This window comes from Bradyrhizobium sp. CCBAU 25360 (genome assembly GCF_028128695.1).
Lineage (GTDB): Bacteria > Pseudomonadota > Alphaproteobacteria > Rhizobiales > Xanthobacteraceae > Bradyrhizobium > Bradyrhizobium ottawaense.
Map to the genome: position 1 here is coordinate 109,647 of NZ_LBJA01000043.1, position 17,652 is coordinate 127,298.

A 17,652-nucleotide genomic window follows, 5' to 3' on the forward strand; every position below is an offset into this window, starting at 1 on the left:
GGATGCGGCCAGCGATATTGACTTCGCCGGCCCATGCTCTTGACTGCGAGCTTCCGCTTCGCAAGGCCGCAAATCTCCCGCGGCGCAAAATCCCTCGCCGGACCAGGACAACAAGGATCCCCGACATGACGCTGTTGCAGGTCGAGCTGGACGACAAATACCGGCTCGAATCGAAGCGGATCTTCCTGTCCGGTACACAGGCTCTGGTTCGCTTGCCGATGTTGCAGCGCGAACGCGACCGGCTCCAGGGTCTCAACACCGGCGGATTCATCTCCGGCTATCGCGGCTCCCCGCTCGGCATGTACGACCACGCGTTGTGGCGCGCGAAGTCGCACCTCCAGCAGCACGACATCGCCTTCGTCCCTGGCCTGAACGAGGATCTGGCTGCAACCGCGGTCTGGGGCAGCCAGCAGGTCGGGCTGTTTCCCGGCGCCAAGGTCGATGGCGTGTTCGGCATCTGGTACGGCAAGGGCCCCGGCGTCGATCGCTCGGTCGATGCGCTCAAGCACGCCAATGCGGCCGGCACGTCACTCAATGGCGGAGTGCTCGCGCTGGCCGGCGACGACCATGGCTGCCAGTCCTCGACGCTGGCGCATCAGAGCGAGCAGGTGTTCGCGGCCGCGCTGATCCCCGTAATCAATCCGGCGACGCTGCAGGATTATCTCGATCTCGGTCTCTATGGGTTCGCGCTGTCGCGCTTCTCCGGCTGCTGGGTCGGCTTCAAGGCCATCAGCGAGACCGTGGAAAGCTCGGCGTCGATCGACAGCGACCCTGAACGCATCAGGATCGTGCTACCCGACGATTTCGAGATGCCACCCGGCGGCCTCAACATCCGCTGGCCCGATCCGCCGCTGGAGGCGGAGCGGCGCCTGTTCGGCCCGAAAATGGCCGCAGTGCAGGCCTTCGCGCGCGCCAACCAGCTCGACCGCATCGTGCTCGATTCAAAGCCGGCGCGGCTCGGCATCGTCGCGACCGGCAAGGCCTATCTCGATCTGCGCCAGGCGCTGGCTGATCTCGGCATCACCGACAAGGACGCGCAGGATCTGGGCCTTCGCATCTACAAGGTCGCGCTGACCTGGCCGCTGGAGGAGAGCGGCGCCAAGCGTTTCGCCGAGGGTCTGCAAGACGTGCTCGTGGTCGAGGAGAAGCGCGGATTCATTGAAGACCAGCTGATGCGCATCCTCTACAATATCGATGCGTCCAGACGCCCGACCGTCACTGGAAAACGCGACGAGCGCGGCGCGCCACTGCTGCCGAGCGAAGGCGAACTGACGCCGACCATCGTCGCGGGCGCGCTGGTGGCACGGCTGCGCAAGCTCGGCCATCACAGCCCGGTGCTGGAGCAGCGGCTCGCGCGGCTGGAGGCCTTCGACAATCCGGTCACCGCCAACACGCAGATCAAGCTCGCGCGCACGCCGTTCTTCTGCTCGGGCTGCCCGCACAACACTTCGACGCGCGTGCCCGAAGGCAGCCGCGCCATGGCCGGCATCGGCTGCCACGGCATGGCCCTGAGCATGCCGACCCGCCGCACCGATCTGATCTCGCATATGGGCGCCGAGGGCGTGAACTGGATCGGCCAGTCGCCCTTCACGAGCGAGAAGCACATCTTCCAGAATCTCGGCGACGGCACCTACACCCATTCCGGCCTGCTTGCGCTTCGCGCCGCCTCCGCCGCCGGCATCAACATCACCTACAAGATCCTCTACAACGACGCCGTCGCGATGACCGGCGGCCAGCCCGCCGAAGGCGCCTTCAATGTCGCGCAGATCGCGCATCAGGTCTGGGCCGAGGGCGTCAAGCGCCTGGCGATCGTCTCGGACGATCCGGGCAAGTACCCGCAAGGAAACTACTTCCCGCAAGGCGCGACCATCCACCATCGCCGCGAACTCGATGCCGTGCAGCGCGACCTGCGCGACATCAAGGGTCTCACGGTCATCATCTACGACCAGACCTGCGCGGCGGAAAAGCGCCGCCGCCGCAAGCGCGGGCTCTATCCCGATCCCGCCAAGCGCGCCTTCATCAATGAGCTGGTCTGCGAAGGCTGCGGCGACTGTTCGCAGGCCTCCAACTGCGTCTCGGTGCAACCGCTCGAGACCGAGTTCGGCCGCAAGCGCCAGATCGACCAGTCGAACTGCAACAAGGACTTTTCCTGCGTCGAGGGTTTCTGCCCAAGTTTCGTGACCGTCCATGGCGGTTCGCTCAAGCGCATGAAGACTTCGGCCGTCGATTCAGGCCAGCTCTTCGCCGACCTGCCGCTGCCGCCCGCACGCGAGCTGGACGCGCCCTACAACATCCTCGTCACCGGCATCGGCGGCACCGGCGTCATCACCATCGGCGCGCTGCTCGGCATGGCCGCCCATGTCGACGGCCGCGGCTGCTCGGCGCTCGACTTCACCGGCCTGTCGCAAAAGAACGGTGCCGTGATGAGCCATGTCCGCATCGCACGGAGGCCGGAGGATATCTCCGCGGTCCGCATCACCACGGGCGGCGCCGACGTCATCCTCGGCTGCGACATGATCGTCTCGGCCGGCCCCACCGCGCTCAGCCGCGCCGAACGTGGCGTGACCAAAGCCTATATCAACGCCGACCTGCAGCCGACCGCGAGCTTCGTGCAAAATCCCGATCTCGACTTCGAGATGGGCACGATGCAGACGGTGCTGCGCGACGCCGTCGGCGACAAGAACCTCGATATCATCGATGCCACCGGCATTGCCGCCGCGCTGTTGGGCGACAGCATCGCGACCAACCCCTTCATGCTCGGCTTTGCCTTCCAGAAGGGCGCGATCCCGCTGTCGCTGGAAGCACTGCTGCGCGCCATCGAAATCAACGGCGCCGCGATCGAGATGAACAAGCTCGCCTTCACCTGGGGGCGCATGGCCGCCCACGACATGTCGCGGGTGCGCAGCGTGCTCCAGTTCAAGAGCCGTGCATCCGCGCCTGTGAAGTCGCTCGACGACATCATCGCCACCCGCGCGGCGTTCTTGACCAGCTATCAGGACAAAGCCTATGCCGGCCGCTACCTCGCGGCTGTTGCCAAGGTGCGCCAAGCCGAGAGTGCGGCTTCGCCAGCGTCAACCGAGCTGACCGAGGCCGTCGCGAAAAACCTGTTCAAGCTGATGTCCTACAAGGATGAGTACGAGGTCGCGCGGCTCTACACCGACGGCAGCTTTGCTAACAAGGTGTCCGAAAAATTCGACGGCGACTTCACCCTGAAATACCATTTGGCGCCGCCGATCTTCGCGAAGCGCGACAAGACGACAGGCCGGCTGCAGAAGCAGGAGTTCGGCGGCTGGATGATCCATGCCTTCCGCGTTCTCGCCAAGCTTAAATTCCTGCGTGGCAGCGCGCTCGATCCGTTCGGCCGCACCGAGGAGCGCCGGAAGGAGCGGAAGCTGGTTGAAGATTATCTCGGCATGATCGATCAGCGGATCGCGGGTTTGAAGGCAGAGCAGATCCCGCTGCTGGCAAGGCTCGCGAGGGTGCCCGAGACGATCCGAGGCTTCGGCCACGTCAAGGAGGCCAATATCAAGCTGGCAGCGGCCGAGACGGCGCGGCTGGAGGCGGAGCTGGAGAACAGCCGTTTTGCGGCGGCGGCGGAGTAGCGGTGAGGACGCAAGCTCTCTCCACGCGTCATTGCGAGGAGCTCGCGACAAAATTGCGCAGCAATTTTGCGCTGATGCGACGAAGCAATCCAGACTGCCTCCACGAAGGATTCTGGATTGCTTCCGCCATCGCCAAGGCTTCGGCGGACAAGTCGCTACGCTCGCAATGGCGCGGATATAGCGGGTGCGCTCCTCAGACAACCGCCTTCGCAGCACTCGGCGCTATCATCGCCCCCTCCGCCAGGTGCCGCCCCGCAATATACCCGAACGTCAGCGCCGGCCCTAACGTGATCCCCGGCGCCGGATAATTGCCGTTCATGATCGAGCCCATGTCGTTGCCGCAGGCGTAGAGGCCGGCGATCGGCGTGCCGTCCTCGCGCAGCACACGGGCTTGCGCATCGACCTTCATGCCGATGGCCGTGCCGAGATCAGCCGGATGGATGCGCATCGCGAACAACGGCGCGCGGACGATCGGCGCAACGCAGGGATTGGGCTTGTGGCTGATATCGCCGAGATGGCGCTGGTAGATGGTGCTGCCGCGGCCGAATTCGCCATCGCGCCCCTCCTTCGCGCCTTCGTTGTAGCTCGCGACCGTCGCCGCCAGCACCGGCGGCTGGACGCCGATCTTCGCCGCGAGCCCCGCGATATCAGGCGCCTCGACCAACTCGCCGCTCGCCACATAGCGCCGATAGCTGCGCGTGAACGGCTTGATGCGGCCGAGGCCGTAAGCCCACAGGAACCGGCGGTCGCAGATCAAATAGAACGGCCGGTCCGGCTCGCCATCGCCATGACGGAGCATGGCGAGCACGAACTCGTGGTGGGACAGCGCCTCGTTGACGAAACGCCGGCCCGCTGCGTTGACGGCGATCACACCGGGCTTGGCGCGGTCGGTCACAAGGTGCGGGAACACGCCGCGGCTGCCGTCGGCGCGGCGGAACAGCGAGGCCGGCACCCAATAGGCCGGGCTGGTCGCGTCCGTATTGAGCGCGGCACCAGTCGTTGCCGCGAGCCGAAGTCCGTCGCCGGTGCTGGAGGGGTTGGTCGCCGAGACAAATCCAGCCGCCGCCGGGAAGAAGCGCTTGCGCAAGCTCGAATCGTGCGAAAAGCCGCCGGTCGCCAGCACCACGCCGCGGCGCGCTGCGATGGGCCGATCGCGGGAGCCATGACGGATCACCACGCCGCTGACGCGTTCGCCCTGCATCGAGAGGTCTTCGACGTCGGCGCTGAAGAGAACTTCGACCTGCCGCGCCAGCAGCGAAGCATAGAGCTGCGCGGCAAGTGCGTTGCCGAGATGCAGCGACGTTCCGCGCGGGCTGCGCAGCCGCTGCAGCGCATATCGAGAGACCAGCCGCGCCGCGCGCATGGTCGAGCGCAGCGATTTTCCAACGCTGCGCAAATGCGGAACGTCGAGAGGATTGACCATCATCCCGCCGAACAGGGTGAACTCCGGCAGCGGTGGCCGCAATCGCGCAAAAGCGGCGCCGAGCCGCGTGCCAGCGAAACCGACCGGCTCCAGCACGCGGCCGCCAGACGTTGCGCCCAGCCGCTCCGGATAACAATCCGGACAGGTCTTCACCGGCTGGAGACGAACTTCCGTGTTGGCTTCGAGATAGGCGATCGCCTCGGGCCCGCGCGCGAGGAAGGCGGCACGCAGGCCGGCATTGGCGGGCTCGGGCACCGTGCTCGACAGATATTGGACGGCATCCGCGACGCTGTCGGAGAGCCCGGCCTCCTTCATCTTAGCATTGGCGGGGATCCAGACCATGCCGCCGGACCACGCGGTGGTGCCGCCGACGAACGCGGTCTTCTCGATCACCAGCACGCGCAGGCCCTGCGCAGCGGCAACGGCCGCCGCCGTCATGCCACCGGCACCGGCGCCGATGACAATGACGTCGTAGGTCTCATGCGCCGGCATCATGCGGCGGGTTTCCGGGGACGAGGCATGACACCGTCATACCTCGCCCGGAGGGGCCGACGCTAGCGCTGCGGCTTACGCTCGATCGGATCGATGTCGATCGCCCGCAGGCGGCCGAGCCGCAGCACGTCCAAGGCGAGGCGCCGGCCGATCCGGTCGCGATCGAGCACGCGGATCAGATCGTCGACGCCGTTGATCTCGACGCCGTCGAGCCTGATCACGACGTCGCCGGGCAACAGTCCCGCCTTCGCCGCCGGACCGTCCGGCTCGATCTGCGCGAGCAGCGCGCCCATCTTGTTTTCGATGCCGGCCAGCACCGCATGCCGCCGCGGCACCGGCGCGGTCTGTCCGGCGACGCCGATATAGGCGCGGCGGACATAGCCGTGGCGGATGATCTCCGACAGCACGAATTGCGCGGTATTGCTGGCAACCGCGAAGCAGATGCCTTGCGCGCCGTTGATGATGGCGGTGTTGATGCCGATCACCTCGGCATTCGACGACAGCAGCGGGCCGCCGGAATTGCCGGGGTTGAGCGCGGCATCGGTCTGGATCACGTCCTCGATGGTGCGGCCGCTGACCGAGCGGATCGAGCGGCCGAGCGCCGAGACCACGCCGGCAGTCACGGTCGATTCGAAGCCGAGCGGATTGCCGATCGCGATCACGAGCTGCCCGCGGCGCAAGGTCTTGGAGTTGCCGAGCGCGGCATAGGGTAAGTCGCGCACGCCATTGGCGCGCAGCAACGCGAGGTCGGTGTCGGGATCGACGCCGAGCACCTGGGCCTCGCCGACATGGCCCTCGACGTCGCGCAGCCGGATCTCCTTCGACGTGCCGACCACGTGGCTGTTGGTGAGGACGAGGCCATCAGGTGAGATCACGATGCCCGAGCCGAGTCCGCCGCGCTCACGGCCGTTCGGCACTTTTGGCCCGGTCTCGACACGCACGACCGCGGGGCCGACCCGGTCGGTCACATCGATCACGGCATTGGAATAGGCGTCCAGCAACGCCCGGTCATCGGCCGGCGCAGATGCCGTCGTTCGCGATGACGCGGCGTCATCGACGATATCTGAGGTGAAATCCAGCATGGCAAGAGTCCTTGAAGGCTCACACAGATGGTGGCCTGTGCCCGGCCGCGCAAGGTGCCAGCCGGGCGCGCAGGGCTGGACTGCCCAGATGGCTAGGGCGCCCGCCTGAGCGTACCGGCCCTCGCCTTCACCGGGTCGAGCAGCGACCAGTCTCCATCCGGAAGCACATGGCCCTTCGGGAATGGCGCCCGCAGTTCGATCCCCAGCGCACCCAGCACGCGGTCGTCGCGGTAGTAGCATTGCAGCACGACGCGGACGAGCGTCGCGGCGGCGACGCCGCCGTGTTTGCGAAACTCCTGCGCCACCGCATCGCGCCTGGCGGCATCGAGCTCGGCGAGCGGCGCTCCTGCCAGCCGCGCCAGATCATCCAGCGCGGCCGCGACCAATTTGGTATCGCGGCCAAGCGTTGCGAGCATATCTGCCTGGATCGCGGGATCGTCGGCGCCGGGCACCTTGTACTCGTCGCTGGCGGGAACGATCATCGCGGCGATGCTGCGGAGGTCGTCGCGTTGGGTGCGCGTGAGATTGTCTGCGGACATGGCGGCCTTAATCAAACAAATTGGCGAGGCGCTGCTTCATCTGGTCGGCGATGTAGAGCGCGAGGGCTTGGATGGTGGAGGTCGGGTTCACGCCGCCTGACGTGACAAAAATGCTGCCGTCGACGATGAAGAGATTCTTGACGTCGTGCGTGCGGCCCCATTCATTGACCACGGAGCTCTTGGGATCGGTCCCCATCCGCGCGGTGCCGAGCAGGTGCCAACCGCCCCAGGGGATCGGCGAGTTGATGCAGATATCGGTGGCGCCCGCGGTCTCCAAAACCTCCCGGCCACGCGCCAGCGCATGTTCCATCATCTTCCGGCTGTTCTCGCTGATGGTGTAGTCGATCTTCGGCGCGGGAATGCCGTGGCTGTCTTTCAGGACGGGATCGAGCGTGACGCGATTATGCTCCTCCGGCAGATCCTCACAGATCGCGGAAAATCCGAGCCGGTGGCCGTTCAGCTTGCGGAAGACGCGGTGATGATCTTCGCCCCAGGGCAGAATGCCCTTTTGCTCGCTGACGACAGCCTCGAACACCGGCCCTGCCCCGCGCACGAACTGAACGCCATATCCGCGCACGAAGCCACGCGAGGGGTCCGTGTCGTACCACTCCTTGCTCCACAGGCAGGTCGGCGGCGCGCGGTTGCTATCGGTCGGTTCTTTTACATAGCCGTAGATCTGCGCGTAAGGATGGAACATCAAGTTCTTGCCGACGAGGCCCGACGAATTGGCAAGGCCGTTCGGAAAGCGCGAAGACGCTGAATTCAGCAATAGCCGCGGCGTGCCGACGCCGTTGCAGGCAATGATGACGACATGCGCGGGTTGGAACTGCTCGATGCCGTCCTTGTCGTAATAGACCGCGCCCGAAGCCATACCGTTCTCGTCGGTGGTGATCTCGCGCACCCGGCAATGAGTGCGCAGCTCGACGCCGGCGCGAATCGCCTGCGGCCAATAGGTGATGTCGGTGGAGGATTTCGCGCCCTGCGCGCAGGCCGGCGTGCAATGGCCGAGATTGATGCATCGCGCCCGGCCCTCATAATCCATCGTCGCGACCGTCGTGTCTGACGGCCACCAGTGCCAGCCGAGCTTGTTCATGGCCTTGCCGATGATGGCGCCGGACAATCCGAGCGGCTGTTGCGGCATCGGCGGATGCGTCAGCGGCGAGAGCGGATCGCCTGACAAGCCCGACGTGCCCATGATCCGGTCGTTCTCCTCGAAGAACGGGGTCAGCGTGTCGTAGTCGATCGGCCAGTCGTCTGCGACGCCGTCCAGCGTCCGCACCTTGAAATCGGAGGGATGCAGCCGCGGCCAGTGCGCGGTGTACATCACCGTGGAGCCGCCGACCGCATTGTAGTTCACGACCTTGATCGGCGAATTGTCGTCGTTGATCGGATAGTCCTCGGGCCGGCCGCGGATATTCGGGCTCGACGACCACTCGCCGTAGAACTTGGCTTCCCAGTCGCGGCCGGTGCTGGGATATTCCGCCGGGTTCATCCAGCCGCCCTGCTCCAGGCAGAGAATGTGCATCTTGGTCTCGGCCAGCGACCACGCCACCGCCGCGCCCGAAGCGCCGGCGCCGATGATCAGCACGTCCACGGGGTCTTTCATCGCAACCTTTTCCTCCCGCCCTCGCCGCTTCCCGGGCGATTCGGCCTGCACGGTCCGCAAGGCCCGCGAACGATAGGGTCAGAGCGGGCGGGGAGTAAAGCCGCGGGGCCGGAATGTCGCACTTCGCAGGGTGCAGACCATTGGTATCGCCACATCCGGATGCTAGGAACAGGCGCACGAGCAATCGATAGCGAGACCGTATGTCCTTCCGAAATGTCTTTGCCGCCGCCCGCGCCTTTGCGCTCGTTTTCTTTTTCGCCTTGTCCGGAGTTCTGGCGTCTTCCGAGCCGGCTTCCGCGCTGACCGCCGCCGCGACAGTCCGCGACGGCAACTCCATCCAGCTTGGCGACGTTACCTACCGGCTCGACGGCGTCGACGCGCCCGAGCTCGACCAGGTCTGCATCGACGACCACGCCGATCCCTGGACCTGCGGCATCGAGGCTCGCGACCAGCTGGCGAAGCTGATCAACAAGCGCTCCGTGCGCTGTGACGATGTCGGGCCGGAGAAGAGTTTTGGCAAACGGCACCGGGCGATCTGCACGGCCGAGGGCGACAAGGCCAGCTTGAACGAACAGCTGGTCAAGCTCGGCTTTGCCGTTGCGCGGGAGCCGATCAAGGCGAACGTCAAGCCGGCCGTGGCCGAGGCCAAGTCAGCTGCCGCCGGGATCTGGAAGGGCTGTTTTGTTGCACCGCAAGACTTCCGCGCGGGCAAGAAGGACGGCGCACTGCTGGGCGCCGCCTGCCGCCCGGACCGCGACAAGGAAATTCGTGCCGTGCTGTTCCCGGAGGAGCTGACGATGCCGCCGAGTTGCAGCATCAAGGGAAAGCTCGCGGTGCGCGCACGCGTCACCGGCAATATCGGCATCTATCATTTGCGGGGTTGCCCGAGCTACCCGGCGACCACCAAGCCGGACCGCTGGTTCTGTTCGGAGGACGACGCCCAGGCGGCCGGCTTCCGCAAGGCCTATAACTGCCGTCGGCCGAAGTGAATAATTCCCTCACGCATCCGTGAGTAGTAGTCCGGGACCGTATTGATCCGGAATTGAACTCCTTTGCGAGTTGCTGCACTCATAAAGGTAACGCAAGCGCTTGCGCGAGCGTTTCCTTGGCAGCAATCCGGCTCCGGCCCGATTGCCCTGCTTGGGCGTTTCCTCCCTAGACTTGGGCCGCTTGTCACAACAAGCGGCTCTTCTTTCTTGGGCGGCTCTATCACTGCATCCGCATGATCTGGTCCATCGGCGGCATGTTCGCATTCAGATGCGCCATGATCCAGACCGTGCCGCCCACCACCAGGAAGACCACCAGCAGGCCGAAGGCCAGCGCCAGCACGTTGTTGGTGTTGTCGGGACCGGTCGTGATGTGCAGGAAGAACACCAGATGGACCCCCATCTGCGCGATCGCCAGCACGATCAACGCAACCGGGATGGAGGGCTGCCAGACCAGATCGGTGCCGGCGATGAAGAACGACATCGCCGTGAGCAGCAGCGCCAGGACAAGGCCGACGACGTAGCCGAGAATACGGGTGCCGACACTGTGTTGCTCTTCCTCGCCCGGCGCGAGGTCGTGGTCGCTCCGCGCGTGGCTCTGATCGCTCATGCGGCACTCCCAAGCAAATAGACGACGGAGAACACCCCGACCCAGACGATGTCGAGCGCGTGCCAGAACAGCGCAAAGCACATCATCCGGCGCAGGACGTCGGCGCGAAAGCCTTTCGCGAACACCTGGGCCATCATGGTGAGGAGCCACAGCACGCCGGCCGAGACATGCAGGCCGTGGCAGCCGACCAGCGAGAAAAACGCGGTCAGGAACGCGCTGCGCGACGGGCCATAGCCGCGCGCGATGAGATCGGCGAATTCGCGGAATTCGATTGTCAGGAATATGAGTCCCAACAGACAAGTCACGGCCATGCCGAGATAGAACCAGAACCGGTTGCGCACATCGGCGGCAATGCTGGCCATGCCGCAGGTAAAACTCGACAACAGCAGGCAGACCGTCTCGATCGCGACATTCCTCTGCTCGAAGATCTCAGAGCCCTTCGGGCCGCCGGCCGTCTGCCCAGACAGCACCGCATAGGCCGCGAAGAAGCAGGAGAACATCACGATGTCGGACAGCAGGAAGACCCAGAAGCCGTAGGCGGTCACGATCCGCTTCGAAGCGGGTCCGGGATGCTCGATGACGAGCCCGATGTGATGGGGATCGGCATGCGCATGGCCGGCGGTCGCGGTCATCGCCATCAGACCGGCCCCGCCATGCTGACGAGGCTGCGTCGTTCCTCGAGATTGATGCGGTCAATCGCGGCGACCTCCTGCGCGGGAATGACGTATTCGTCGTGGTCGCGCCAGGCGAACACGACGAAGGTCGCGAACGCGCCGATCCCGCCCAGGATCACCATCCACCAGATATGCCAGATCAGCGCAAAGCCCATGACGGTGGCGAAGAACGCGCAGACGAAGCCGGTCGGGGAATTCCGGGGCATCTCGATGTCCTGGTATTCCGGCCTGTCGCGTTCGAGCGATTGCTGCTGGGCATGGACTTTCATGTCCCAATAGGCGTCCTCGCCGCGCACGTCGGGATTGAAGGCGAAGTTGAACACCGGCGGCGGCGACGAGGTCGCCCATTCCAGCGAACGGCCGTCCCAGGGATCGCCGGTGCGGTCGCGCAGCGACTCGCGGTTGCGGATGCTGACCACGAGTTGCACGATCTGGCAGATCACCCCGATCGTCAGCACGGCCATGCCAATTGCTGCAACGATCATCCAGGGCCGCCACGCCGCGACGTCGTAATGCTGCATGCGCCGGGTCATGCCGAGCATGCCGGCAATGTAGAGCGGGATGAAAGTGATGAAGAAGCCGAGGAAGGTGAACCAGAACGCCAGCTTGCCCCAGCGTTCGTCGAGACGAAAACCAAACGCCTTCGGAAACCAGTATTCGAAGCCGGCAAAGGCGCCGAACAGCACGCCGCCGATGATGACGTTGTGGAAATGCGCCACCAGGAACATGCTGTTGTGAAGCATGAAGTCGGCCGGCGGCACCGCGAGCAGGACGCCCGTCAATCCGCCGACGATGAAGGTCACCATGAAGCCGACCGCCCACAGCATGGGCGTCGCGAAGCGGATGCGGCCGCCATACATCGTGAACAGCCAATTGTAGATCTTCACGCCCGTCGGCACCGCGATGATCATGCTGGCGATGCCGAAGATGGCATTGACGTCCGGCCCCGCGCCCATCGTGAAGAAATGATGCAGCCAGACCATGAAGGAAATGACGCAGATCGCCATGGTCGCAAGCACCATCGAGCGATAGCCGAACAGCCCCTTGCCGGAGAAGGTCGAGACCACCTCGGAGAAGATGCCGAAGGCCGGCAGCACGAGGATGTAGACCTCCGGATGTCCCCAGGCCCAGATCAGGTTCATGAACATCATGACGTTGCCGCCGGCCTCGTTGGTGAAGAAGTGGAAGCCGAGGTAGCGGTCGAGCAGCAGCATCGCGAGCGTGGCGGTAAGGATCGGAAAAGCTGCAACGATGAGGAGGTTCGAGGCCAGCGTGGTCCAGCAGAACATCGGCATGCGCAGGTAATTCATGCCCTTGGTGCGTAGCTTCAGCACCGTGGTGACGAGGTTGATGCCGGCCACCAGCGTGCCGACGCCGGATATCTGCAGCGACCAGGCGTAATAGTCGACGCCGACGCCCGGCGAATAGGACAGCTCCGACAGCGGCGGAAAGGCGAGCCACCCGGTGCGCGCGAACTCGCCGACCACGAGCGAGAGATTGACCAGCAGCGCACCGGTCGCGGTCAGCCAGAACCCGACCGAGTTGAGCGTCGGGAAAGCGACGTCGCGCACGCCGAGCTGCAGCGGCACGATCAGGTTCATCAGCCCGATCACGAACGGCATCGCCACGAAGAAGATCATGATGGTACCGTGCGCCGAGAAGATCTGGTTGTAGTGCTCCGGCGGCAGATAGCCCTGCGACTGGTAGGCGACGGCCTGCTGGATCCGCATCATGATGGCGTCGCTGCCACCGCGCAGCAGCATCACCGAGGCCAGCAGGATGTACATCACGCCGATGCGCTTGTGATCGACGCTGGTGATCCATTCGCTCCAGAGATAGGGCAGATGCCCCTTCACCACGACCCAGATCAGCACGCCCAGGATCGCGACCAGCACCACTGCGCCCGCGACCAGCGGGATGGGCTGATCGAACGGAATGGCCGACCAATCGAGCTTACCGAGCATCGTGGCCTCCACTGTGCGGACGGCCTGCATCGGAGAGCAGTTCCGGCCCCGGTCCCGGCGGAATGTGCTGGGTTGCGATCAGATCGAACAGCCGGGGATCGTCGAGACGGTAGGTCGGCCTGCCCTTCTCGACGCCCTGCTGCATCAGCTTCTTGTAGCTGTCCTCATTCAGCACGGCATCGGTCTTCGCCGTGGTCGCCACCCATTCCGGAAAGGCGAGCGGCGAGACCACGTTGACGTCGAACATCATGTCGGGAAAGCCGTCGCCGGAGAAATGCGCGGACAACCCCTGCAGCTTGCCTTCGTTGTCGGCGCGCAGGTTCAGCTTCGTCACCATGCCGTTCATGGTGTAGATCATGCTGCCGAGCTGCGGGATGAAGAACGTGTTCATCACGCTCGACGACGTCAGCTGAAAGTTCAGCTCGGCGCCGGCCGGCACCGTCAGCGTGTTGACGGTGGCGATGCGCTGGTCCGGATAGATGAACAGCCATTTCCAGTCGAGCGAGACCGCTTGAATGCGCACCGGGCTTCCAGTCCCCGGCACCGGTGCTGCGGGATCGAGTTGATGCGAGCCGATCCAGGCGACGCCGCCGAGCAGGATGACGGTGAGCGCAGGGATCGCCCACACCACCATCTCGACGCGGCCGGAATAGACGAAGTCAGGCTGGTAGCGCGCTTTTGGATTCGAGGCGCGAAACCAGAACGCAAAACCGAGAATCGCGAAAATGGTCGGCACCACGATCACGAGCATGATGAAGACGGAATCGACCAGAATCGTGCTGTTAGCCGCAGCCACGGGCCCTTGTGGGTCGAGCAGATTCATCGGCAAGCCACTGGCGGTTGGGAAGCCCCAAGACAGAGCCTAGCGCGGGAAAGGCTCCGCAACAAACGCGGCGACCTCAGAACGGTTCCTGAACCGCGAGGGCCAGCCATGCGCGTTGGGCCGGCGCAACATGCAAATCCATGCGATGTCAATGACATGAACGCAAAAGCCGCGCCCTTCTCTCCGGTCGGGGCGATTGCTAATCTGCACGAAAATAATGGGAAGTCCGGATCAGGGAGTGAACCGAGATGCGCTTGAAGGACAAGGTCGCCATCGTCGTCGGGGCCGGACAGAGCCCCGGCGAAGGCATGGGCAATGGCCGCGCCACCGCGCTGACCTTCGCGCGCGAGGGCGCAAAGGTCTTGTGCGTCGATCATCATCTGGAATCGGCGGAGGAAACGGTGGCGTTGATCACCGCGAAACATGGCACCGCCGCGGCCTTCAAGGCCGACGTCACGAAGTCGGCCGACATCAAGGCGATGGTTAAGGACGCGCAGTCGCGCTGGGGGCGGATCGACGTGCTGCACAACAATGTCGGCGTCAGCCTGTCCGGCGGCGATGCCGAGCTGCTGCAATTGACCGAGGAAGCGTTCGACCGCGTCGTCGCCATCAATCTGAAGAGCTGCATTCTGGCGGCGAAAGAGGTGATCCCGATCATGCGCGCGCAGGGCAGCGGCGCCATCATCAACATCTCCTCTATGGCGGCGATCACGAATTATCCCTATGTCGCCTACAAGGCGACGAAGTCGGCGATGATCGCCTTCACCGAACAGCTCGCCTACCAGAACGCCGAATTCGGCATCCGCGCCAACGTCATCCTGCCTGGCCTGATGAACACACCGATGGCCGTCGACACCCGCGCCCGTGAATGGCACAAGACCCGCGCCGAGGTCGAAGCCGAACGCGACGGCAAGGTGCCGCTGCGTCGGAAGATGGGCACCGGATGGGATGTCGCCAACGCCGCGCTGTTTCTGGCGTCGGATGAGGCGAACTTCATTACGGGCGTGACGCTGCCGGTGGATGGTGGAGCCAGCGTGAGACGGGGGTAGGTCAGGCGAGCGCCTTTCTTACCCTCCCCTGGAGGGGTGCACCGTCACTGCGGCGCGTGCGTCACCCGCCAGATCGTGCCGTTGCCGTCCTCCGACACCAGCAGCGATCCATCCTTCGCCACGGCTACTCCCACCGGCCTGCCCCACACCTCCGTGTCGCTCACGACAAAACCCGTGACGAAATCCTCGTACTCACCCGTCGGCTTGCCGTCCTTGATCCGGATGCGGATCACCTTGTAGCCGGTGCGCTTCGACCGGTTCCAGGAGCCATGCTCGGCCGCGAAGGCGTCGCTCTGATACTCGGGCGGAAACTGCGTGCCCTGATAGAAGGCCATGCCGAGCGAGGCCGAGTGCGGCTGCACCAGCACGTCGGGGACCGTCACCTTGTCCTTGATGTCCGGCCGCGCACCGGCATGGCGCGGGTCCTCGTTGGCGCCGATATAGAACCAGGGCCAGCCGTAGAATGCGCCTTCCTTCACGCTGGTCACATAGTCGGGGACGAGATCGTCACCGAGGCCGTCCCGCTCGTTGGTCGAGCACCAGGGCAGACCGGTTTGCGGCTGAATTGCGAGACCAACGCAATTGCGGATGCCGGTGGCGTAGATCTTCCGCTCCTTGCCATCGGGATTGAAAGCCAGCACCGCCGCGCGTTCGGTCTCACTTGCCCAGGCCGCGCCGAGCGGTTGCGTTTTCGACCACGCCTCCATCCCGCCCGGCGGCGTGCCCAAACCTTCCGCAACGTTGCTGAGCGAGCCGACGGAGACCAGCATGCGCTTGTTGTCAGGCGTGAAGACGATGTCGCGGGTGGAATGGCCGCCGTCATGCGGCAGGCTCGGCACGATCGTCTCGGCCTTGCCGCGCGCCTTGAGATCGCCGGCCTGATAGGGAAAGCGGACGACGCTGTCGGTGTTGGCGACATAGACCCATTGCGGATTGTCACCGTTCGGGAAGAAGGCGATGCCGAATGGCTGCCTCAGTCCGCTGGCGAACACTTCATTGGTCGCGATCTTGTTGCCCTCCCCGGCACGAAGCACGCGAATGGTGCCGGCCCGCGTCTCCGCGACAAAGACGTCGCCGTTCGGCGCCACCCGCACGATGCGCGGCGCGCGCAGGCCTTCGGCAAACAGCTCGATCTTGAACCCCGCCGGCACCTGAAGCGCAGCCTCGGCCGGGCGCGGCACCACGCGTGACGAGCTCGCAACCGAGCGCGTGGCGCCGGGCCTGACCAGATCCTGCGGCCGGATCAGCCTGACCGTGCCTGGCTTGTCGGCTTGCCAATCACCATAAGCGTCCTTGCCCTGCAACACCGGCTCGGCCTGCGCACCGGTAGCAATCAGTAGCCCCGCGGATATCGCGACGGACAAAATTCTGCTCTTCAAATTGTCCTCCCGGCCTGCAATCTCTCGAACATCGATACCACCGCGACACGTCGAAGCTCTGCCGCATCCCACGTCACCTGATGCCCGCACGATGTGCATCAGCTGCGCCCATCGTACTGGAAAACACCGCGGATAGGTGCGACACATTGTAAGGGCGGGGGTTGCGGTCATCAAAGCTGCGGCATCGCTGTCGCAATTGACGGGATGATCATGTGGGGATCCATCATATCGGAATGGGCGAGCCTGCTGCTGCGCTGGCTCCACGTGGTGGCGGCGATCGCCTGGATCGGCAGTTCCTTCTATTTCATCGCCCTCGACCTCAGCCTCAGGCCCAAGGGCAACCGAACGAGTGACCTGCCCGACGGCGTCCAGGGCGAAGCCTGGCAGGTCCATGGCGGCGGCTTCTACCGGATCATGAAATATCTGGTCGCACCCTCCCAGATGCCGGACGAGCTCACCTGGTTCAAATGGGAGGCTTACACCACCTGGCTGTCCGGCTTCGCGCTGATGGTGGTGGTTTATTATCTCGAGGCCGATCTGTTCCTGGTCGACAAATCGATCCTCCACCTCACGCGGTTCCAGGCCGGCCTGTTCAGCCTTGCGAGCCTGGCACTGGCGTGGCTGCTCTATGAAGCCGCCTGCCGTACCGGCCTTGCCCAGCGCGAGCTGCCCTTCGCCATCGGCGGCTATCTGTTCCTGGTCGCACTGACCTATGCCTTCACCCATGTGCTGAGCGGCCGTGGCGCCTTCAACCAGATCGGCGCCATCATCGGTACCATCATGGTCGCCAACGTCTTCGCGCTGATCATCCCGAATCAGAAGAAGATCGTGGCCAGCCTGATCGCGGGACAGGTGCCGGATCCAAGGCTCGGCAAAGCCAGCAAGGAGCGCTCGGTCCACAACAACTACCTGACGCTGCCCGTGGTCGTGCTGATGATCAGCAACCACTATCCCCTGCTCTACGCCACGCGCTTCAACTGGATCATCGTCGCGATCATCCTGGCGCTGGGCCCCGTGATCCGCCACTTCTTCAACGAGCGCCACGCGGGGCGGAAATCGCCATGGTGGGTGTGGGGCGTCGCAGCAATCGGCGTGATTGCGATCCTCTTCCTCTCCGCCGCAGGACCGCGCGAGGTCAAGTCGGGCGCACTGCCGACACAGCCGACCCTTGCCGCGGTCGAGGAGATCGTGATGTCCCGTTGCAGCATGTGCCATGCCGCCGAGCCGGTCTGGGCCGGCATCGTGACCGCGCCGAAGGGCATCCTGCTCGATGCGCCCGAGCACATCCATCGCAACATCCGCCTGATCGGCCGGGTCGCGGCCTGGTCCAGCGCGATGCCACCGGGCAACATCACCGAGATGACCAGCCAGGAACGTGCGATCCTTGCCGCCTATCTCGAGCAGGCTCGCTGATGCTGCCGTG

At 64.7% G+C, this 17,652-nt stretch carries 13 protein-coding genes; 4 read left to right on the forward strand and 9 right to left on the reverse strand.

What is annotated here, in order from left to right:
• The first annotated feature begins 125 nt into the window (after positions 1-125).
• Positions 126-3,602 carry an indolepyruvate ferredoxin oxidoreductase family protein gene (locus tag XH81_RS27465; protein WP_097668998.1) on the forward strand — a complete coding sequence of 1,159 codons (3,477 nt, stop codon included), beginning with the start codon at positions 126-128 and terminating at the stop codon, positions 3,600-3,602.
• A 193-nt stretch (positions 3,603-3,795) separates the two neighbouring features.
• Here the strand turns inward: XH81_RS27465 and XH81_RS27470 are convergent, their stop codons facing one another.
• The 4 genes from XH81_RS27470 to XH81_RS27485 all read right to left on the reverse strand — a co-directional run bounded on the left by XH81_RS27470 (position 3,796) and on the right by XH81_RS27485 (position 8,744).
• A complete protein-coding gene (locus XH81_RS27470) occupies positions 3,796-5,520 on the reverse strand; it encodes an FAD-dependent oxidoreductase (protein ID WP_028143125.1) in 1,725 nt (574 codons plus the stop codon).
• 59 nt (positions 5,521-5,579) lie between these two features.
• Positions 5,580-6,599, reverse strand: coding sequence for a S1C family serine protease (locus tag XH81_RS27475; RefSeq protein WP_028143126.1), 1,020 nt, complete (start codon positions 6,597-6,599; stop codon positions 5,580-5,582).
• 92 nt (positions 6,600-6,691) lie between these two features.
• A complete protein-coding gene (locus tag XH81_RS27480; RefSeq protein WP_028143127.1) occupies positions 6,692-7,138 on the reverse strand; it encodes a hypothetical protein in 447 nt (148 codons plus the stop codon).
• Positions 7,139-7,145: 7 nt separating this feature from the next.
• Entirely contained in the window at positions 7,146-8,744 is a 1,599-nt protein-coding gene (locus tag XH81_RS27485; RefSeq protein WP_028143128.1) for a GMC family oxidoreductase, read from the reverse strand.
• A gap of 200 nt (positions 8,745-8,944) precedes the next feature.
• Between XH81_RS27485 and XH81_RS27490 the strand changes: the two genes are divergently transcribed.
• A complete protein-coding gene (locus XH81_RS27490; protein WP_028143129.1) occupies positions 8,945-9,733 on the forward strand; it encodes a thermonuclease family protein in 789 nt (262 codons plus the stop codon).
• 220 nt (positions 9,734-9,953) lie between these two features.
• Here XH81_RS27490 and cyoD read toward each other — a convergent pair whose 3' ends face one another.
• Genes cyoD through XH81_RS27510 form a run of 4 tightly spaced genes read right to left on the reverse strand, consistent with a single transcriptional unit; the run spans position 9,954 to position 13,801 of the window.
• Positions 9,954-10,340: a cytochrome o ubiquinol oxidase subunit IV gene (gene cyoD / locus XH81_RS27495; protein ID WP_028143130.1), complete on the reverse strand. Its 387-nt coding sequence runs from the start codon at positions 10,338-10,340 to the stop codon at positions 9,954-9,956.
• Positions 10,337-10,978, reverse strand: a complete 642-nt coding sequence (locus tag XH81_RS27500; protein WP_028143131.1) for a cytochrome (ubi)quinol oxidase subunit III — start codon at positions 10,976-10,978, stop codon at positions 10,337-10,339. The genes cyoD and XH81_RS27500 overlap by 4 nt, the downstream gene beginning before the upstream one ends.
• Entirely contained in the window at positions 10,978-12,978 is a 2,001-nt protein-coding gene (gene cyoB / locus XH81_RS27505) for a cytochrome o ubiquinol oxidase subunit I (RefSeq protein ID WP_028143132.1), read from the reverse strand. The genes XH81_RS27500 and cyoB overlap by 1 nt, the downstream gene beginning before the upstream one ends.
• Complete coding sequence (locus XH81_RS27510) at positions 12,968-13,801, reverse strand: ubiquinol oxidase subunit II (RefSeq protein ID WP_028143133.1); 834 nt, start codon at positions 13,799-13,801, stop codon at positions 12,968-12,970. The genes cyoB and XH81_RS27510 overlap by 11 nt, the downstream gene beginning before the upstream one ends.
• Before the next feature lie 248 nt (positions 13,802-14,049).
• On the opposite strand from XH81_RS27510, the gene XH81_RS27515 reads away from it, so the two are divergent.
• Entirely contained in the window at positions 14,050-14,850 is an 801-nt protein-coding gene (locus tag XH81_RS27515) for an SDR family NAD(P)-dependent oxidoreductase (RefSeq protein WP_028143134.1), read from the forward strand.
• 44 nt (positions 14,851-14,894) lie between these two features.
• On the opposite strand, the gene XH81_RS27520 is transcribed toward XH81_RS27515, so the two are convergent.
• Positions 14,895-16,229: a PQQ-dependent sugar dehydrogenase gene (locus XH81_RS27520; RefSeq protein ID WP_028143135.1), complete on the reverse strand. Its 1,335-nt coding sequence runs from the start codon at positions 16,227-16,229 to the stop codon at positions 14,895-14,897.
• A gap of 210 nt (positions 16,230-16,439) precedes the next feature.
• Between XH81_RS27520 and XH81_RS27525 the strand changes: the two genes are divergently transcribed.
• Entirely contained in the window at positions 16,440-17,642 is a 1,203-nt protein-coding gene (locus XH81_RS27525) for a urate hydroxylase PuuD (protein WP_028143136.1), read from the forward strand.
• Positions 17,643-17,652: the final 10 nt, after the last annotated feature.

Coding starts and splice junctions, on each gene's coding strand:
- XH81_RS27465 (WP_097668998.1), top strand. CDS start 126: ATGACGCTGTTGCAGGTCGAGCTGGACGACAAATACCGGCTCGAATCG.
- XH81_RS27515 (WP_028143134.1), top strand. CDS start 14,050: ATGCGCTTGAAGGACAAGGTCGCCATCGTCGTCGGGGCCGGACAGAGC.
- XH81_RS27475 (WP_028143126.1), bottom strand. CDS start 6,599: ATGCTGGATTTCACCTCAGATATCGTCGATGACGCCGCGTCATCGCGA.
- XH81_RS27510 (WP_028143133.1), bottom strand. CDS start 13,801: ATGAATCTGCTCGACCCACAAGGGCCCGTGGCTGCGGCTAACAGCACG.
- XH81_RS27485 (WP_028143128.1), bottom strand. CDS start 8,744: ATGAAAGACCCCGTGGACGTGCTGATCATCGGCGCCGGCGCTTCGGGC.
- XH81_RS27500 (WP_028143131.1), bottom strand. CDS start 10,978: ATGGCGATGACCGCGACCGCCGGCCATGCGCATGCCGATCCCCATCAC.
- XH81_RS27470 (WP_028143125.1), bottom strand. CDS start 5,520: ATGATGCCGGCGCATGAGACCTACGACGTCATTGTCATCGGCGCCGGT.
- XH81_RS27490 (WP_028143129.1), top strand. CDS start 8,945: ATGTCCTTCCGAAATGTCTTTGCCGCCGCCCGCGCCTTTGCGCTCGTT.
- cyoB (WP_028143132.1), bottom strand. CDS start 12,978: ATGCTCGGTAAGCTCGATTGGTCGGCCATTCCGTTCGATCAGCCCATC.
- XH81_RS27525 (WP_028143136.1), top strand. CDS start 16,440: ATGTGGGGATCCATCATATCGGAATGGGCGAGCCTGCTGCTGCGCTGG.
- XH81_RS27480 (WP_028143127.1), bottom strand. CDS start 7,138: ATGTCCGCAGACAATCTCACGCGCACCCAACGCGACGACCTCCGCAGC.
- cyoD (WP_028143130.1), bottom strand. CDS start 10,340: ATGAGCGATCAGAGCCACGCGCGGAGCGACCACGACCTCGCGCCGGGC.